The organism is Zunongwangia pacifica, assembly GCF_023499215.1.
GTDB lineage: Bacteria > Bacteroidota > Bacteroidia > Flavobacteriales > Flavobacteriaceae > Zunongwangia > Zunongwangia pacifica.
Genome location: NZ_JAKHSK010000012.1, coordinates 97,193 through 117,781, shown reverse-complemented (window position 1 = coordinate 117,781; position 20,589 = coordinate 97,193). Strand labels below are relative to the sequence as shown.

Genomic DNA, 20,589 nt, shown 5'->3' with positions numbered 1-20,589 from the left:
AGAAATTGTATTTGAAGTTTCTGGATGAGACCCTGAATCAAGCCCGCCTGCCGGACGGGCAGGTTCAGGGTGACAAAAGTAATGAGTAGTGAAATACTTTTTTTAAAATATAATATTCGATGTTTTTAGTAAGAAATATTTTTTCAGCAGTAGTTGTATTTATTGGCGTTCAGGTAGCTTCGGCACAAACCGGGTTTGATCCGCTTCCGTATGTAAATCCTTTTATAGGAACTTCAAATTACGGGGCTACAAATCCCGGAGCGATTTCTCCAAGAGGGATGGCTAGTGTGTCGCCGTTTAACGTGGCCGGGAGAATAGATTTAAATCCGCTGGAAAAAGATAGTCAGTGGTTATCCAATCCATACGTACACGAAAATCAGTTTTTAACCGGTTTTAGTCATGTAAATATGAGCGGTGTTGGTTGCCCGGAACTCGGTGTAATTATTACTATGCCAACCACCGGAGAATTAGAAACAGATCATATAGAGTACGGAACAACATATTCTGAAGAAACTGCTGAAGCAGGATATTATTCAGCAAAACTCGATAGATATAACGTAAAAGCAGAAGCTACAGCGAGTACCAGAGCAGGAGTGAGCCGTTATTCATTTCCGGCAGGGAAATCGAATGTATTACTGAATTTAGGTTTAGGTTTAACCAACGAGCAGGGCGCTATGGTACATGTGGTTGGGCCAGATGAGATTGAAGGAATGCGAATGGTAGGAAGTTTTTGCTATAACAATGCAGAAGCTGCCTACCCTGTATATTTTGTAGCGAAATTCTCTAAACCAGCCGATGATTTTGGCGTTTGGAAAACACCATATAAATACGAAGGTTTAGAATCGCAATGGATGGGATATAACGGTAAAACCCGAATCAAAAAGGGATTTACCAGAGAAGTAGTGGGCGATAGTATTGGGGCGTATATGACGTACGACTTTAAGGAGCCGCAAGAAGTTGAAGTTCAAGTTGGGGTATCTTATGTAAGTATTGAAAATGCTCGGGAAAATTTAGCGAAAGAAGTTGGAGACTCCACTTTTGAAGAAGTTTTAGCGGAAACAAAAAATGCCTGGACAAAGAAATTACAGGTTGTAGAAGTTGAAGGCGGAACAAACGATGAGAAAACAATTTTTTATACCGCTTTATATCATACCCAAATTCATCCTAACACTTTAAATGATATCAACGGGGAATATCCTGAAATCGCTACGGGTAAAATTGGGAAGACTGAAGGGACTCGGTATACCACTTTTTCTTTATGGGATACCTATCGTAATTATCATCAGCTAATGAGTTTGCTCTATCCGGAAGAGCAGCTGAATATGGTGAGATCGATGTTAGAGATGTATGATGAAAATGGATGGCTGCCAAAATGGGAATTGAATTCCACCGAAACTTTTACAATGGTAGGAGATCCTGCCGCTGTGGTTTTAGCAGATACGTATTTACGCGGTTTAACCGATTTTGATGTGGAGAAGGCTTACGAAGCTATGCTGAAAAGTGCATTGGATACCGTGAATAATCCGCTGCGTCCCGGACTAAAAGAATATATCGAAAATGGATATTTGGGAGTAGATGGTGATGTGCCAGGACCTGTATCTACCACTCAGGAATATAATATTGCCGATTATGCCATCGCTCAGTTGGCTAAGAAGTTAGGAAAAAAGAAAGATTACAAACAATTTTTAAAGCGCTCGTTGTCGTATAAGAAGTTGTACAATCCGGATACCAATTTTATTCAGCCAAAAAACAGTGATGGCAGCTGGTTTGCCGAATTCGATCCGTTAGCTGGAGCTAATTTTGCTCATAATCCAGGTTATATTGAAGGAAATGCATGGCAATATCTGTTTATGGTGCCGCATGATGTAAACGGACTAAAAAAATTGATGGGTGGAAATAGCAAATTTGAGGCTCGATTAGATGAACTTTTCGCGAAAGGCCAATTCGACATGGCTAACGAACCAGATTTTGCCTATGGCTATCTTTATAATTTTATTCCGGGGAGTGAATACAAAGCTTCAGAAAAAACTCATGAGTTAATTGAAACCTATTATAAGAATGCACCTGATGGAATTCCCGGGAATGATGATACCGGTACAATGAGTGCCTGGGTGATCTATTCGATGATGGGCATCTATCCTATAACTCCGGCAAAACCAGTTTATACTTTTGTAACTCCAACTTTCGATAAAATTATACTACATCTTAATCAGGATTATTATGAGAATGGAGAGCTGATTATTGAAAACTCCTCATCTTCGAAAAGAAAGCTTAAAATAGATATAGATGATCAAAACTTTACAAAATCATTATTTGATTTAAGTAAAGATAACTTCCCTAAAAAAATAAAGTTTCTATAAAGTATCTTTTAAATTTTTTGAATAATAGTGTTAACTTGCCTTAAAAATAAGTTGATTCAATTTGCGAAAACGATTTTTCATTATAAGTTGTTTAGCTATTGAACGATGTTGTCTGTCGATTTTATTTCTTAAGAATTAACTTATTTATAACATTTAATTTAAGATTAGTAAACTAAGCCTGCTAATCATCTATCATGTACTAACTAAATTTAATTACAAGTATGGTTAAGAAAATTATTTTTTCGTTTTTGCTTGTACTGGGACTAACTCAATTTGCAATCGCACAAAAGCAAAATGTGAGTGGTGTCATTACAGAAGCTGAAACAGGAATGCCTTTACCCGGAGTTAATGTCATGGAAAAAGGTACATCCAATGGAACATCTACAGATTTTGATGGAAATTTTTCTATTAAAGTAGATAATGGCGCCACATTGGTTTTTTCAATGGTGGGGTATGCAACTCAGGAGGTGGCTGTCACTTCAGGAGAGGTGAATATTAAAATGGAAACTGATACCGAAGCCTTAGACGAGGTCGTTGTGACAGCATTGGGGATTAAAAGAAAAGAAAAAGCTTTAGGGTACGCTGTAAGTGAAATTTCTTCGGAACAACTTACAGAAAGTGGGAATACTAATTTTGCTTCAGCAATGTATGGGAAAGCTTCTGGAGTAAAGATAACTACTGCTCCTGGAGGGGCAAGTAGTGCGGTGAATGTGCAAATACGAGGAGTAAACTCATTGAATTATGACCAACAACCTTTATATGTAGTTGATGGAGTTGTTATCAGAAACGATCAGCAGAATGGTGCCTCGGGAGCAAACAATAATAATTATTGGGGTGACCAACGAATTAGAGGGAATGGGATTCTTGATATCAATCCTAATGATATAGAGACTCTAAGTATCCTAAAAGGAGCTAGTGCTACAGCATTATATGGATCTGATGCATCAAGTGGAGTAGTGGTGATTACTACAAAAAAAGGAACTAAAAGTAAAGGTTTAGGAGTAGATGTTAATTTTACTGGAACTGTAGAAGAAGTAGCATTTTTACCAAAATTTCAAAATGTATATGGTCCTGGTTATGACCGTGAAACAAATTTAGCAGTAGGAGCTAATGAAGAGGGATGGATAGAAGAACCTGATTCACCTACTGGTTTGCGTCCAAACTTTAGGGCATACGGTAATTTTGGTCCAAAGATGGAAGGACAAGATGTTTTATGGTGGGATGGTAAAGTTAGAAGTTATTCTGCTAGAAAGAATAACTACAAAGATGTTTATAGAACCGGATATAGTTCTAATGTTAATGTGGCCGTTTCTGAGAATACTGAAAAATTGAATTATAGGTTTACGGCTTCGCGCTTGGACTATGAGGGAACTCAAGAAGGAAGTGATCAAGAGAAGAATACCTTGGGACTTAATAGTTCTATTAAATTAAACGATGATATTCGTTTAGATGTTACCGCTAATTATATAAATACGCTAACTCATAATAGACCCTATCAGTTAGGGCAAGTTCTAGGCTCCTTTGGCGGATATTTTAGCAGAACAGAAGATATGTCTTTGATGAAAGATAAATTTAAGACATCAGATGGCTATAAATACGTAACTTATAATTATCCCGAAAGATCTGATGAAGCTTTTTTATATAATATTAGAGCAACCAATTTATTAGACTTTTTCTGGCAGCAGATGCGTAACAGTTATGATGAGACTGAGAATCGATTGATTTCAAGTGCTACTTTAAATTGGGACGTGACCGATAATTTGACTTTTAGAGGTCGAGTGGGAAGCGATTATACTAGTTTAAATGCAGAAAATAAACAGTATAATGAATATCCGGTTCAATTTAATTCTAGTTCGAGTAGTACAGGATCTTTTTCAGCTAGTTCTGGAAAGTATTCTATTGTATATACAGATCTGTTATTGTCATATGCAGATAAAATAACCGATGATTTTGAGTTTTCAGTAAGTGGAGGTTTCCAATCAAGATCTGAAGATTATAAAGATCAACAATCAAATACTACCAATGGTTTAGTTACCGAAAACTGGTTTAGTCTTAATAACTCTTACGGAATTCTTTCAACTAGTTATAATCGAAAAGAACTTTTGAAGTATGCTTTTTTAGGGCTTGCTAATATTAGTTATAAAGATTTCTTGTTCTTAGAAGGTACAGCTCGACAGGAATATGCTTCAACTTTACCTGTAAAGAATAATAGTTATTTCTATCCATCTGTAAACGGAAGTTTTGTATTTGATGATGTTCTAAACGTGCCAGATTTTATGAATTATGGTAAAATTAGAGCTTCATACGGAGTTGTAGGTAATGCTCCACCTATGTATGAGTCGAATATTTCATATAGCCAAACATCATTACAGACAATTAACGGATCTGTTCCTGCGCTTACGTTAAGTGCAGCCTATGGAAATGAAAACTTAAAACCTGAAAAAAAGTATGAGGCCGAATTTGGGTTAGAATTACAGTTTTTGAAAAATCGTTTAGGTTTAGATGTGAGTTATTATAATAATAAAGTAAAGAATCAAATACTAGGTTTACAGACAGCAGCTTCAGTAGGGGCAACCAGTCAAATTGTAAATATTGGAGAGATTGGCAGTGAGGGATTTGAACTTGCTTTAAATGCCACACCAATATTTACAGGTACAGATGGTTTTAAATGGGATACAAGATTTAACTTTTCAGTAAATAAAACTAAAGTTAATTCTTTAATGCCAGGAGTAGATGAGCTGGTGTTTTATACTGCAGAGCAAAACACTATAAAGATTGTAGCTGGTGTAGGCGAAAGGTTAGGTAATATCTATGTGAATCCGATAGCTAAAGATGATGAGGGTAATAATTTGATTAATGACGATGGATTATATGTAATGGATAAAGACTCCTACGTGAAAGCAGGCAACATAATGCCTAAGGCTGTTGGAGGATGGTCGAATACTTTTTCTTATAAAAATTTCTCTTTGAATTTAAATGTAGATTATAGAATTGGTGGGCAAATGGTGTCTCCGAATACTAAGTACATGATGGGAGCTGGTATGCTTGAAAATACCATGAAATATAGAGATGCTGCTCATGGAGGTTTGTCTTATACAGAAAATGGTAAAACTTATAATGATGGGGTGCTTTTAGATGGAGTAAACCAAAATACTGGAGAGCCAAATTCTCAAGTTATTGATGCAGCTACTTATTATATGAACACTTTTAATTGGGGTAATGATTCTTGGAGTAGAGAAGGAGCTATATATGATAATAGCTACATAAAAATGAGGGAAGCTAGTCTAACTTATAGATTTCCTTCCGAGATAGCAGAAAAGATAAAATTGAACCGACTTAGCTTGTCATTAGTAGGTAGAAATTTATTCTATTTCTGGAGAACGCTAGAAAATATTGATCCAGAAGCGCCTTTAGGTAATAAATGGTGGTCTCAGGGAGTTGATGTAGGGTCTACAGCAGCTTCAAGGAGTTTTGGTTTTTCGTTAAATGCAAGTTTTTAAATAAAGGACTATGAAAAATAAATTAACTAATATATTCATCTTACTTATAGCAATTTTGTCTTTAATAAGTTGTGAAGATGAGCTGGAAGATAAATATTATAATCCGGAAAAATCTACAGAGCCTAGTATCCCTGGTTTCTTTACAGCAATGCTGAATAATGATAGGGTTAGACCGAATTATTGGAATGTAAGAACTTTCTTATTACCACAAACGGCTGTTTATAGTCAGACTGCATTTTTTATGAATAGTAATTCTATGTATCAGCAAAATGGTAGCTATGCTCAGCAGTATTGGAATAATTTCTATGTGAATAATAGTAACGGTAGTGGAGTACTAAGTACATATAGAGCGATGCAGGTAACGTTTGATCAACTTTCAGATGCTGAAAAAGAAATAAATCGAATTTTCTTGGAAGCTGCAAAAGTTGTTTTAGTAGAACAAGCTGCAAAAATGGTTGATATGTGGGGAGATATTCCATATTCCGAAGCAGGTAGTTTAGAAACTTCAAGTGCTATAAGCAATGCGAAGTTTGATGATCAACAAGAACTTTATCAAAGCTTTATTAGTGATTTAGAAAGCGCTGCAAATTATTTTAGTTCGGTAGCAACTAATTCATCTTTTTCAAAATATGATATTTTGTTGAGCGGAGATGTAGAGATGTGGCAGAAATATGCGAATTCTTTAAAATTAAGATATTTAATGAGAATATCTGATGCAGATGAAGGTACAGCTAAGGCCAAAGTGAATGAGATGCTTGTAGATAATTCATCATATCCATTAATAGATGGTAATAATAGTGCAGACTATAATCCTTCTTCTACAGATGTTTTGTTAGAGCCATTGACCACCTATACCGATAATCTTACAAATGCTTTAACCGAGCTACCTAGTCACTATGCGCCAGATTTTATGCTAAATAAATTATTGGTGCCTTCTGAAGATCCAAGAACAAAGGTTCTTTTTGATAAATATGGAAGAACAGTTGAGGGTAAGTTTGTACAGAATGAAGATTTCAAAGCTATGCCCATTACTTTTACTTCTGGACAGCAAGAATCTGAGTTTGCAAAATACGCTATCGTAGATTCGACTACATTTTTACAAAATCCGGCTTTACCTGGTATTTTGATGACGGCCGCTGAAGTTAATTTTAATAAAGCAGAAGCCTTTGAAAAATGGGGAGGCGGAAATGCACAGGAAGCTTATGAGACCGCTGTAAAACAATCTATCACATTTTACTATTACTTAAATAAATTAAATACTACTGGATTAGTTGTTGAATCTTCTCCTTCTAGCGAACAGATCAATTCCTTTTTAGAAAATCCCAGAGTTTCTTATATAGGAGATATGAGTAGTAAATTAAAAAAAGTATGGGAGCAGAAATGGTTGCATTATGGATTTTTACAATCTATAGAAGCTTGGTCTCTATATCGTAGAACTGGTGTGCCTGAACTGGAGTTTCCGGAAGCAACTTTATCAGGCTATCAAGACCCACCAGTAAGATTATTATATCCGGCTGATGAAGCAACTTATAATAATTCTAATTATCAAGAAGTGGCATCGGAAGATACCCGAAACACAAAAATTTTCTGGGACATAGAATAATAGAAAATTAAAATTTTTGATCACCTCTTTCTTAACTAACAAGATGAGATTTTTTAAAAACTTATTTATTGCCTGCTTAGTTATTACAACGACTAAATTTTCTGCTCAAAATAGGGAAGGAAATATCGTAGAATATTTTGGTAAGGAAAAAGTAAACGATGTTAGTGAGGGAGAGGTGATTCATTTATTTAAAAAAGGATTACTATTAAAAACTACAGGCATTCCTTTTAGTAATGCTTCTGTAGAATATGATATCGTTTTTGCAGATTTTTTAAACGAAACTCCTGGTTCAGAAATTTCTGAGGGAAAAGAAGTGTATGATAGTTTTCAGGAAAAATCTGTAAAATGGGAAAAAATAAGTATAGTCGAAAATGGTGAATTTAATAATCCGTTTTTAAGACGTAATGGGTACTTATATCTGGAATATACTTCAGAAGAAGAAAAAGCAGTTCTTTTTGAAGCTTCCGGGCATACGCAAGTTCTAATAAATGGATTGCCTCATGAAGGCGACCATTATGATTTTGGATGGAATTTAATTCCGATAACTCTAAAAAAAGGTAAAAATACATTTCTGCTTTCCGGGGGAAGATTTCCGAAAATCAGAGCTCGCTTATTAGCTACTTATAAGCCGGTAGAATTTACAACACGAGACCTCACCTTACCAGATTTAATTTCAGAAGGTAGTGAATCACTTTGGGGAGCCATAAGAATTATTAATACTCAAGATAAATTTTTTCAAAAAGGCTCGATTCAAGTAAAGATAAATGGAACATCAGAAGCAATAGAAATACCAGCTATAGCTCCAAAATATGTAAGGAAAGTTCCTTTTCTTATTCCAAATCCAACAAATTTAAAAGAAGGAGAGTCGGTTACGGCCACTCTTTATTTAAAAGACAAAAACAATGTTGTAATTGATACCGCAAGCATTAGTTTAGATGTAAAGTCTACATACAAACATCATAAAAATACTTTTTTAAGCGATATAGATCACAGCGTACAATATTATAGCGTGGCGCCATCTTTAACTAAAGATCAGTACCATCAGGCCATGTTTCTCTCTGTTCACGGCGCATCTGTAGAGGCGGTAAATCAGGCGAATGCTTACAAACAAAAAGATTGGGGACACGTAGTTGCAGCTACCAATAGAAGACCATTTGGTTTTGCCTGGGAAGATTGGGGAAGATTAGATGCATTAGAAGTATTAAAACATGCATCAGATTTGTACAAAACCAATTCGCAGCAAACCTATTTAACCGGTCATTCTATGGGAGGTCATGGGACCTGGTATCTTGGAGCTACCTATCCAGATAAATTTGCAGCTATAGCACCTGCGGCCGGATATCCGGATTTACTGGAATATAGACATAGTTTTACCAGAAATTTGAATGATGCAGAAGCTCAACAAAGATTTGGTATGGATTTGGTCGATTTTGAGAAAAAAATTAGTCCAAAATTTAATAATACTAATCAGGAGCAATTAAACGAAATTATTAAGCGTGCGGGGAATACCAGCAGAACCTTAAAGCTAAAAGAAAATTACCTGCATTTTGGGGTTTATATTTTACACGGAGATTCAGATAATGTGGTACCCACTTTTTTAGCCAGGGAGATGCGGGAAAGATTAGGGAAATACCATAATGATTTCGCGTATTATGAATATCCGGGAGGTGAGCACTGGTTTGGTGATGAGAGTGTAGATTGGCCACCAATATTTTATTTCTTCAGCAGAAGGAAGATAAAAAAGGATAGTGAAATTAACAATATCAACTTTACCACAGCTTCGCCAGGTGTCTCTAAAGGCTCTCATTTTGTAAGTATTCTACAGCAAGAACATCCTTTTGAGATCAGTAATTTTAAGTTTCAGCGAACTGATACCGGATTTCAATTAACCACTTCAAATATAAAAATACTTTCGATAGATTTAAAAGCCATGGCGCAGGATACATTATCTGAAGTTTCTATAGATGGAGAGTCCATTGCTTTACCTTCTTCAGATAAGGTGTATTTGTCAAAAGCTTCTGATGAATGGGGAATTACATCAAGGCCAGATGCATCTGAAAAAAGTCCACTTCGATACGGAGGCTTTAAAGATGCCTTTAAAAATAATATGGTTTTTGTCTATGCCAGTAAAGGGAGCGAAGAAGAAAATGAGTGGTATTACAACCGGGCTAAGTTTGATGCCGAGAAATTCTGGTATCGGGCAAATGGAAATATTGAATTAGTAAAAGATACCGACTTTAAAGTTTCGGAATACCGAGACCGCAATATTATTTTATATGGGAATAGATCGAATAATACAGCTTGGAAGAAATTATTAAAACATTCACCAATTCAGGTTTCTAAAGACAAAATGCAGGTAGGAGAGAAAACTTTAAAAGGTTCTCAATATGGCACCTATTTTATTTACCCAAAAGAAGACAATCCTGGTACAAGTATCGGGGTGATTAGTGCCACTGGTATTGAGGGTATGCATGCAGCCTATGCAAATGATTATCTAGAAAACGGAACTTTTTTTCCAGATATTGTGGTTTTTGATGACGAAATGCCAAAACAAGGTCTTTCTGGCGTAAAGTTTAGTGGCTTTTTTGGAAACGATTGGTCTATTAAAAACGGAGACTTTATCTGGAACCTGTAAATAAAATTTAGTTGAGGCAAGAGCGCTTCATTTTTCAGTTTTAGTAAAAAACCAGAATTTTTATGTTCTGGTTTTTCTTTTTTAAAGAGATTGAGACAATATTTCTTTTTAAAGTATAGTGGAAAAGTACGGATTATGTAGGTTAAAAGAACTCAAACGTTTTCATTAAGATGGATAGTTTATTTTGAAAATAGATTAATCGATTAACCTATATAGATAATTTAAATTAAAATGAAAAAAATTGATCTAGTGTTAAAACTTTTATTAAAATTGTTTGTAAATCATAAATGAAACTTAAATTTATTATTAAGTTGTTTGTCTATTTATAGTAGTTGTCCGTCGATTTTATTTTATGAAGCTTAACTTATTTATAACATTTAAGATAAAATTAGTAGTTGCCTACTACTAATTACGGTACTAACTAAAATTAAATACAAGTATGTTTAAAAGAATTATTTTTTCGTTTCTGCTTGTAATGGGACTAACTCAAATTGCTTTTTCGCAGTCGCAAACAGTAAGTGGGACCATTATTGAAGCAGAGACAGGAATGCCTTTGCCCGGTGTGACGGTTATGGAAAAGGGTACTTCCAATGGAACTTCTACAGATTTTGATGGAAATTTTTCCTTAACAGTAGGAGATAACGCTACATTGGTTTTATCGATGATTGGTTATGCTACTCAGGAGATTCCAGTATCATCTGATGAAATTAATGTAGAAATGCAAACCGATACAGAGGCACTAGATGAGGTTGTGGTAACGGCTTTAGGGATTAAAAGGGAGTCTAAGGCACTAACTTATGCTTCTCAAACTTTGGGTTCAGAAGAGATTACACAAGGTAAGAACGTAAACTTTACTCAGGGACTTAGCGGAAAAGTTGCCGGAGTAGAAATTAGACAAGGAACAGCAGGGGCTGGTAGTTCAACAAAAATCCAGCTTAGGGGTTCAAAAAATATTACTTCTTCCAATCAACCTTTATTTGTTATTGATGGTATCCCTATGGCAAACTATCAGACCTCAGATGCTAGTGGTTTCTATGGTGGCCGTGATAGTGGTGATGGTTTATCGAATATCAACCCAGAGGATATTGAAAGTGTCACTGTATTAAGAGGAGCAAATGCTGCGGCACTTTATGGTAGCCAGGGGGCCAATGGTGTAATTCTTATTACAACTAAACAGGGAGAAGCTGGAAAAACAAGAATCAATGTTAGTTCTACTACTCAGGTTCAAAGAGTTTATGATTATCCAGATCTTCAATTTAGATATGGAGCAACAGATGAGCCAGGTGCAGATTCAAGCTGGGGAGCACCTGGAAGATATAAGAATCATGTCGACGACTTTTTTGATACAGGGATTACTTTGCAAAATGCTATTTCCTTAAGCGGAGGTAATAATAAGACTACCACTTATTTCTCTTATGCAAATACGTATGCCAAGGGAACTATGCCAACAAATGAGTTCAATAAAAATAACCTTACTTTTAAGCAAACATCTAAGTTTTTTGATGATAAGGTAAAGGTATCTTCAAATGTTTTATTGACAGATCAAAAAGTAGATAATAAAACGCTAAATGGGTATTATTTTAATCCATTACTAGGATTGTATACATTCCCTAGAGGTTTAGACTTTGACGATTATGCTAAAAATTATCAGGTTTTAGATCCACAAAGAAATTTAATGGTGCAAAACTGGCCAATTTTAGGAAACAGTGAGGCCAATATGAATCCATATTGGATTTTACATAATACACCAAATATTGAAAGAACTAAACGTTTTATAGGAAATGCATCTATTGAGTATAGTATTTCAGAAGCATTAACTTTATCAGGTAGAGGTAGCTACGATTTTACTCGTCAAATATATGAGCAAAAAGTTATGGCGGGATCTAGTCCTGTAGTATCTAGTGATAATGGACGATATGTTTATTCTAATATAGAGAGTTGGCAAGCATATGCTGATATGATCTTAACTTATGATCAGCAATTTGGAGAAGATTGGGATTTTCATGGATTGGTAGGGGCAGCTTATCAAAAAAGAATTATTGGAGATGGATTATCTGTAGATAGTAATACTTACGGGTTATACGCGCCAAACGAATTTACTATTCAAAATATTTCTGGTTTACAGTCATTTACTAATGCTCAGCAAGTAAGCTCGGGATTAATTAAACAATCTATTTTTGCTAATGCTTCTATAGGTTTTAAGGATATGGTATTTTTAGATGTTTCGGCTAGAAACGACTGGGCTTCAACATTGTCATTTACAGATAACTCTTCGTATTTATATCCTGCAGCGGGTATTACGTTTTTACCAAGTGAAGCATTTGAGCTTCCAGAATTTATTTCTTATGCTAAAGTAAGAGCTTCATTTGCTCAGGTAGCTAACGAGGTTCCAGCTTTTAGAACAAATCCTATAAATGATGCAGCATACAACCAAATCGATTTTAATACTACTCAGCCATTCACAGAGCTAAAGCCAGAGATTCAGGATAACTGGGAATTTGGTGCAGATTTTAGATTCTTTAAAAACAGAGTTAATTTAAGTGCAACCTATTATCAAATTGATAGTAGAGACCAGTTTTTACCTTTACAGGCAATTCTTGGAACGGTTTGGGAAACCTATTTTGTTAATGCGGGTCATGTAAGAAATTATGGCGTTGAATTAACACTAGGAGCAGACGTATTTAAGAATGATAATTTCACATGGAATTCTACATTCAACTTTACTCATAATGATAATGAGATTATAGATCTAAATGAAGAATTAAATGGTCAAAGAAATAGTATTGTTGGTGGTGGCGGTGAAGGCTATGAAACTTATATCGTACAGGGAGGTTCTTTAGGTGATATCTACGTTAATGCATATACCAGAGATGAAAATGGAAACATCGTTGTTTCTGAAGATGGAATTCCTGTAAATGCAAATACTACAGATGGGATGAAACTAGTAGGTAATGCCAATCCAGATTTTATGTTAGGTTGGAATAACTCTATGAAATTTAAAAATTTTAGTTTAAGTTTTCTTATTGACTCTAGAGTTGGTGGGAAATTTGTTTCACAAACAGAAGCTTATTTAGATGCTTTGGGGGCAACAGAAGCTACTGCGGCGGCTAGAGATGCAGGTGGAGTTCAGGTAGACGGAGTTTTAAATGACGGTACTCCGTTTAGTGGTATAGTAGATGCAAAAAGTTATTACACAGGTGTTGGTGGTAGAAATGGGATTAAAGAGCGATATGTTTACGATGCAACTAATATTAGACTAAGACAATTTTCTTTAGGATATAGATTTGGTTTTGGAGAGGATAGTTTTATGAAAAATCTAAATGTTTCTCTGGTAGGAAATAATTTATTCTTCTTTTATAATGATGCTCCAACCGACCCAGATTTTGCAATTAGTACGGGTAATGGGACTCAGGCAGTAACTAACTTTGGACCACCTATTTCTAGAAACTTTGGTTTAAACTTATCTGCTAACTTTTAATTAAAGAACATGATGAAAAGAATTTTTAATACAATATTAGCAGCGACCGCAATACTTACTTTGACGAACTGTACAGATAATTTCGAAGAAATCAATACAGATCCTTATGGTATTACAGACGAGTCGGCAGAACAGGATGGTAATAATATCGGTGGTTTTGTTAGAGCCATGCAAGCCTATGTAAGAACTATTGATGCAGGTTTGCAAGTAGAGGAAAACTTAACAGGTGATGCTTTTTCCCAATTTTTAGTTCCGCCAACGCCTTTTGTTTCCAATCGAAATAACGTTACGTACAATTTCACTTGGTATGATAGACAGATGAATCTTAAGTATAATAACATTATGTCTTATATGGGTAGATTCGAAACAAATAATGTGCAGGAAAATTATCCAAATTTTTTCTCGTGGGGTCTTATTCATAAGGTATTTGCCATGCATAAAGTGACCGATAATTATGGGCCTATAATGTATAGCCAATATAATTCTTCTCCTAGTTTTGTTCCTTATGATAGTCAGGAAGAAGTATATAACCAGTTTTTTGCAGAATTGGATCTTGCGGTTTCAACATTAGAAACCTATGTAGATAATACTGACTTTGTTCAATTTGATACATCAACGCTAAAAGGAGATGTTTCATTATGGATAAAAGCCGCGAATTCTTTAAGGCTGCGTTTAGCCATGAGAATTGTGAAAGCCAATCCATCACTAGCACAACAAGAAGCAGAAAAAGCTATTGCAAACCAGTATGGAGTGATGGAAAATAATAGTGATAATTTGATGATGTCTCTGCAAGGTAATATGCACCCTCTTTGGATGTTTAGTAATAGCTGGCAAGATACTCGAATGTCTGCTACGATGGAATCTGTTTTAGGAGGTTATGATGATCCTCGTTTACCAATTTATTTTCAGCCTGCTTCAGATGAAGATGTATCTGGAGATTATAAAGGGATTAGACAGGGTATAGCGATCGCATCAAAAAATACTTATGTGAATTTTTCGCCTATAGGAAAAATGTTTAGTACTGCCGAAAATGTGAAAATCATGACCGCTTCTGAAGTTGCTTTCTTAAGAGCGGAAGGTGCTTTAAGAGGTTGGAATATGGGAGGATCTGCAGAAGACTTCTATAAGATGGGCGTGCAATTATCTTTTGAAGAGTTTGGTGCAGCAGGAGTAGCAGATTATCTTGCTGATGCGACCAGTACTTTTGCAGATTATACAGATCCTAAAAATCCTGAAAATGATTTCTCTGCCTCTAGTGATATTACTGTTGCTTGGGACGATGCAGTTTCAAACGAGCGTAAATTAGAGAGAATAATCACTCAAAAATGGATTTCTTTATTCCCTAATGGTCAGGAAGCATGGTCTGAATTTAGAAGAACAGGATATCCAAGGTTAATACCTGTTGTGGTGAACTATAGTGGTGGATTGATCGATACAGATGAATTTGTTAGAAGAACTCCATTCCCAACAGTAGAATACAATACACATAATGAAGGTGTACAAACCGGTGTTGATCTTCTTGGTGGTCCAGATAATGGAGGTACCAGAGTTTGGTGGGATACTGGAGCGAGCAACTTCTAAAAATAAAACAACCATTCGATTGTTTCTGTTTAGTTAGGTGAAAACTGGTTGGCGAATAGTCAACCAGTTTTCCTATTAAATGTTTAAAATAATTTAGATGAAAAAGATTTGCCTTTGTTTTTTACTAATTTCAAATTTCCTGGTCGCTCAGGATCTTAAAAATGCGCCTTACAAAAACAGTGAGTTAAGCGTAAATGAACGAGTAGAGAATTTAATTTCTTTAATGACGCTTGAAGAAAAAATTGGTCAGCTAACCACTCCATTGGGTTGGAAAATGTACAGTAAAGAAGCAGGAAGCAAGGCGAGCTTAAGTGAATTGTATAAAGAAGAAATTAAAAATAGGCATATTGGGGGATTATGGGGATTGCTAAGAGCAGATCCCTGGACGCAAAAAACTTTAGAAACTGGCTTACATCCAAAAGAAGCCGCAAAGATTACCAATGCAGTACAAAAATACGCTATTGAAAATAGCCGTTTAGGAATTCCATTATTACTTGAAGAAGAAGCGATGCACGGGCATATGGCAGTTGGGACTACAGTATTTCCAACTGCGATAGGTCAGGCGAGCACCTGGAATCCTGATCTGGTTAAAGAGATGGCTCAAACTATTGCAGCGGAAATTAGAGTACAGGGAAGTAATACCGCTTACGGGCCAATTATCGATATTGCCAGAGAACCAAGGTGGTCTCGTGTAGAAGAGACTTTTGGTGAAGATCCTTATCTAATCGCCCAAATGGGAAAAGCTATTGTAAAAGGTTTTCAGGGAGACCATGAAAGTGATTTAAAATCTAAAAAGCATGTTGCCGCTACTTTAAAACACTTTGCAGCTTATGGAGTTTCAGAAGGAGGTCATAATGGAGCGGCAGTGCATATAGGACAACGTGATTTATTTCAGAATTATATGTATCCGGTAAAGGAAGCTGTGGATAACGGAGTTTTATCGGTAATGACTGCCTATAGTTCTATTGATGGGATTCCCAGTACGGCCCATAAAAGTTTATTGACCAATACTCTTAAAGAAAAATGGGGATTTGAGGGTTTTGTAATCTCAGATTTGGCAAGTATAGAAGGTCTTTTAGGGGATCATCATATTGTCGATACCGAAGAGGATGCCGCAGCGATCGCTATGAATGCCGGTGTAGATGTAGATCTGGGAGGAAACGGCTTTGATGATGCTTTGCTTGATGCGGTGAGCGCCGGAAAAGTTGCTAAGCAACGAATTGATGAAGCTGTAAGACGAATTCTTACCGTAAAATTCAAATTAGGGCTTTTTGAAGATCCTTATACCAATGAAAAAGAAGCTGATAAAATAGTGCGGAATGCGGCGCATATCGAACTGGCCAGGGAGGTAGCTCGACAATCCATTACAATGCTTAAAAATGAAGATCACTTACTTCCGTTAAGTAAAGATTTAAAGCGTATAGCAGTAATTGGAGCAAATGCAGATATGCAGTACAATCAATTGGGAGATTATACCGCACCACAGGCCGAAGATAATATTGTTACCGCCCTGGAAGGTATTCAGCATAAATTACCAGACGCAACAATAGACTACATAAAAGGTACCGCTGTTCGTGATACGACACAAACCGATATTCCTGCTGCGGTAGAAGCTGCTAAAAGTGCAGAGGTCGCAATTGTGGTTTTAGGAGGTTCCAGTGCCAGGGATTTTAAAACCGAATATCTGGAAACCGGTGCCGCTACTGTTTCTTCAAAAGAAGATGAAATTCTTGGAGATATGGAAAGCGGTGAAGGCTTCGATCGTTCTACCCTTAATTTAATGGGAAAACAGTTAGAGTTGCTTCAGGCAGTGGTTGCAACGGGTACGCCAACCGTATTGGTTTTAATAAAAGGTCGACCATTATTGCTAAACTGGCCTGCAGAAAATGTTCCTGCCATTTTGGATGCCTGGTATCCCGGTCAGGAAGGTGGTAATGCTATTGCCGATGTTCTTTTTGGTGATTTTAATCCGGCAGGAAGATTACCGGTTTCAGTACCAAAATCTTTAGGACAAATTCCGGTCTATTATAATTACTGGTTTCCAAAGAGAAGAGATTACGTAGAGACCGATGCTAAACCATTATTTCCGTTCGGATTTGGTTTAAGTTATTCTGAATTTGAATATTCAGATTTAAAAGTAGCGACTTCAGGAAAAAGGAAAAATACCAAAGTCAACATCAGCTTAAAAGTATCCAATACTAGTAAAGTAGATGGAGATGAAGTTGTTCAGCTTTACATTCGTGATATGGTAAGTAGCGTGCTTAGTCCGGTAAAACAGTTACGTGCATTTGAGCGTGTTTCCATAAAAGCCGGGGAAACAAAAACGGTTCAATTTGAATTACTTCCGAAGGAATTGTCTCTGTTTGATACAGAAATGAAGCAAAAAGTTGAAGCAGGAGAATTTAAGTTAATGATTGGCACTTCTTCTGAAGATATAAAACTGGAAACAAGCTTTGAAATTCCTGAAACAATTATACTTTCTAAATAAAAAAATAAACTCACAGATGTTGAAATTCAATACATTAAAATCTTTTTTAGTACTGGCGGTTCTAATAAGTGTACAGGCGCTGCAAGGCCAAACGCAAGAAGAAGATGAGCATGGTGTACATGGTCGATCTGAAGAATATGTTGCCCCCACAGATCCTCAGGTCTTGGAGAAATTAGATAAATGGGGTAATCAAAAATTTGGGATGCTCATCCATTGGGGGGTGTATTCTGTACCAGGAATTATGGAGAGCTGGAATTTATGCTCTGAAGCCTGGATAGACCGCGATAGCACCATTGCCTATAACGACTATAAAAAATGGTACTGGAATTTGGATAAAATCTTTAACCCGGTAAATTTTGATCCCGATAGCTGGGCAGATGCTGCAGAAGCTGCCGGGATGAAGTATGTCGTGTTCACCACTAAGCATCACGATGGGTTTAATATGTTTGATACGCAGCAAACCGATTATAAAATCACTAACGGTCCTTTCCAAAATCATCCTAAAGCGAATGTGGCAAAATATGTTTTTGACGCTTTTAGAAAGAAAGATTTTATGATTGGGGCCTACTATTCTAAACCCGATTGGCATTCACAGTATTTCTGGTGGGATAAATACGCGACGCCCAATAGAAATGCAAATTACGATATCGAAAAATACGATTGGCGTTGGAACAAGTTTAAAGAATTCACTTATAACCAGATTGAAGAGTTAATGACCGATTACGGCAGTGTAGATATTCTTTGGTTAGATGGTGGTTGGGTACGTCCAAAAGAAACCGTAAACGATGAAGTTAGAGCCTGGGGCGCACCAATTCCAGATTTTAGTCAGGAGATCGATATGCCTAAAATCGCCGCAATGGCCCGTGAAAAGCAACCGGGAATTATCTTTGCAGATCGTACAGTTCATGGCCCTTATGAAAACTACCAAACACCAGAGCGTAAAATCCCTGAAACCAAATTAGATAATCCATGGGAAAGCTGCTTACCATTGGGTAATAACTGGGGATATGTACCTAACGATCCTTTCAAATCCTCTACAGAAGTTATCCATAATCTTGTAGAAGTAGTGGCCAAAGGCGGAAACATGCTTTTGGGGGTAGGGCCACAACCCGACGGAACTTTACCGCTTGAAGTCGTAGAGAAATTAGAAGAAATAGGTAAATGGCTAGATAAAAATGGGGAAGCGATCTATGATACGCATGCCATTGATGATTATCAGGAAGACAATATTTATTTTACAGAGAATGCTAAGAAACTATTTGCTATAGTAATGTTTGATGATGGCGAGAAATTACCAAAAACGATAAGTTTTAGTAAAAATATACCTTCAGAAAATGCTAAAATCAAACTACTGGAAACAGGAAAGAAAGTTGATTTTAAACTTAAAGATGGTAAAGCAGAAATTAGCCTTCCACAGGAAATCCGTTCAAAAAAGAATAGCTCAGGAATTGCATTTTCAATAGAAAACTAATAAAGATATGTTCCAAAATCTAAATAAAACTATTGCAGCTATTGGTATTGCCAGTCTTTTATTTGCCTGTAACGAAAAGCAGGAGGCGAAAGCGCCACAGGCCGTGGGGCCAACGCCAACAAAAGAACAATTGGCCTGGCATGATATGGAAATGAATGCGTTTATTCATTTTACAACCAATACGTTTACCGGTAAAGAATGGGGATTTGGAGACGAATCACCAGAGATTTTTAATCCAACAGACATTGATGTAGATCAATGGATGGAAACTTTACAAAAGGCCGGTTTTAAAGGGGTGATTCTAACCGCAAAGCATCATGATGGTTTTGCTCTTTTTCCTTCAGCATATACCGAGCATGATATTGCCAATTCACCATACAAAGATGGTAAAGGAGATTTGGTAAATGAAGTAGCCGAATCTGCCCGGGCACATGGATTAAAATTCGGAGTTTATCTTTCGCCCTGGGATCGTAATCGTGCAGATTACGGAGAAGAGTCTTATGTAGAATATTATCGCAATCAGTTAAAAGAAATTTTCACCAACTATGGTGATATCTTCGAGATGTGGTTTGATGGCGCTAATGGCGGTGATGGATATTATGGTGGTGCCAATGAAGAGCGCAGGATCGATAAACAAAATTATTACGATTGGCCAACAACTTTAGCAATGGTTAAAGAAATGCAGCCTGCTGTATTATTTTTTAGCGATGCCGGCCCAGATTTACGTTGGGTAGGTAACGAAGACGGAGTGGGAGGAACAACAAACTGGAACACCATCACTCCAGATACCCTTTATGCCGGAAAAGCAGGAATAGGAGATCTTTTGCAAACAGGGGCTGAAGATGGTACAGATTGGATTCCGGCTGAGGTAAATACCTCTATCCGTCCCGGGTGGTTTTATCATAAAGAAGAGGATTCTTTAGTGAAATCACCAGAAGAATTATTTACTACCTATTTGCAATCTGTAGGTAGAGGTTCTACGCTGTTATTAAATGTTCCGCCAGATCGAAGAGGGCAGTTTCATGAAAATGATGTGGCTTCATTATTGGGGATGCGTAAAATTATTGATAGCGTTTTTGCTAAAAATTTAGCCGAGAATGTACAAATATCGGCCAGTAACTATAGAGGCAACTTGGATGATTATGCCCCGACCAATTTAATTGATGGAAATACCGACTCGTATTGGGTAACCGATGAGGGAGTAATCGAGTCTTCTGTAGAAATTAAGTTTGATGCTGCTAAAACGGTTAATTTTGTACTATTACAGGAAAATATAGCATTAGGACAACGTGTAGAAAAGTTTCATATTGCAGCAATGGTCGATGGTAACTGGAAGCAGGTGGCTGAAGGTACGACGATTGGTTACAAAAGAATACTTGAAATTCCTTCCGTAAAAACCACGGCGATAAAAATTGAGTTCGAGGCAGCAAAAGCCAGCCCTGTAATTAGTAATCTTGAAATTTATTAAAATCG

General features: G+C 36.5%; 9 protein-coding genes. All 9 read left to right on the top strand.

The features are described from left to right. Positions 1–119 precede the first annotated feature (119 nt). Positions 120–2,360, top strand: coding sequence for a GH92 family glycosyl hydrolase (locus L1967_RS10275; protein WP_249601540.1), 2,241 nt, complete (start codon positions 120–122; stop codon positions 2,358–2,360). 221 nt (positions 2,361–2,581) lie between these two features. After that, the gene (locus tag L1967_RS10270; protein ID WP_249601539.1) at positions 2,582–5,860 is read left to right on the top strand and encodes a SusC/RagA family TonB-linked outer membrane protein; all 3,279 of its coding nucleotides are present in this window, start codon (positions 2,582–2,584) and stop codon (positions 5,858–5,860) included. Positions 5,861–5,870: 10 nt separating this feature from the next. Continuing rightward, the gene (locus L1967_RS10265) at positions 5,871–7,463 is read left to right on the top strand and encodes a SusD/RagB family nutrient-binding outer membrane lipoprotein (RefSeq protein ID WP_249601538.1); all 1,593 of its coding nucleotides are present in this window, start codon (positions 5,871–5,873) and stop codon (positions 7,461–7,463) included. Positions 7,464–7,506: 43 nt separating this feature from the next. Next, entirely contained in the window at positions 7,507–10,098 is a 2,592-nt protein-coding gene (locus tag L1967_RS10260) for a prolyl oligopeptidase family serine peptidase (RefSeq protein WP_249601537.1), read from the top strand. 439 nt (positions 10,099–10,537) lie between these two features. Further along, on the top strand, positions 10,538–13,576 hold the full coding sequence (locus tag L1967_RS10255) for a SusC/RagA family TonB-linked outer membrane protein (protein WP_249601536.1): 3,039 nt from the start codon (positions 10,538–10,540) through the stop codon (positions 13,574–13,576). 9 nt (positions 13,577–13,585) lie between these two features. Further along, positions 13,586–15,157, top strand: a complete 1,572-nt coding sequence (locus L1967_RS10250) for a RagB/SusD family nutrient uptake outer membrane protein (RefSeq protein WP_249601535.1) — start codon at positions 13,586–13,588, stop codon at positions 15,155–15,157. Positions 15,158–15,254: 97 nt separating this feature from the next. After that, on the top strand, positions 15,255–17,645 hold the full coding sequence (locus tag L1967_RS10245; protein WP_249601534.1) for a glycoside hydrolase family 3 N-terminal domain-containing protein: 2,391 nt from the start codon (positions 15,255–15,257) through the stop codon (positions 17,643–17,645). A gap of 16 nt (positions 17,646–17,661) precedes the next feature. After that, positions 17,662–19,116, top strand: coding sequence for an alpha-L-fucosidase (locus tag L1967_RS10240; RefSeq protein WP_249601533.1), 1,455 nt, complete (start codon positions 17,662–17,664; stop codon positions 19,114–19,116). 7 nt (positions 19,117–19,123) lie between these two features. Next, positions 19,124–20,584: an alpha-L-fucosidase gene (locus tag L1967_RS10235; RefSeq protein WP_249601532.1), complete on the top strand. Its 1,461-nt coding sequence runs from the start codon at positions 19,124–19,126 to the stop codon at positions 20,582–20,584. The last annotated feature ends 5 nt before the right edge of the window (positions 20,585–20,589 follow it).

Excerpts from the sequence above, each read along its gene's own strand:
- L1967_RS10240 (WP_249601533.1), top strand. The coding sequence starts at position 17,662 with ATGTTGAAATTCAATACATTAAAATCTTTTTTAGTACTGGCGGTTCTA.
- L1967_RS10260 (WP_249601537.1), top strand. The coding sequence starts at position 7,507 with ATGAGATTTTTTAAAAACTTATTTATTGCCTGCTTAGTTATTACAACG.
- L1967_RS10235 (WP_249601532.1), top strand. The coding sequence starts at position 19,124 with ATGTTCCAAAATCTAAATAAAACTATTGCAGCTATTGGTATTGCCAGT.
- L1967_RS10245 (WP_249601534.1), top strand. The coding sequence starts at position 15,255 with ATGAAAAAGATTTGCCTTTGTTTTTTACTAATTTCAAATTTCCTGGTC.
- L1967_RS10255 (WP_249601536.1), top strand. The coding sequence starts at position 10,538 with ATGTTTAAAAGAATTATTTTTTCGTTTCTGCTTGTAATGGGACTAACT.
- L1967_RS10265 (WP_249601538.1), top strand. The coding sequence starts at position 5,871 with ATGAAAAATAAATTAACTAATATATTCATCTTACTTATAGCAATTTTG.
- L1967_RS10250 (WP_249601535.1), top strand. The coding sequence starts at position 13,586 with ATGATGAAAAGAATTTTTAATACAATATTAGCAGCGACCGCAATACTT.
- L1967_RS10275 (WP_249601540.1), top strand. The coding sequence starts at position 120 with ATGTTTTTAGTAAGAAATATTTTTTCAGCAGTAGTTGTATTTATTGGC.
- L1967_RS10270 (WP_249601539.1), top strand. The coding sequence starts at position 2,582 with ATGGTTAAGAAAATTATTTTTTCGTTTTTGCTTGTACTGGGACTAACT.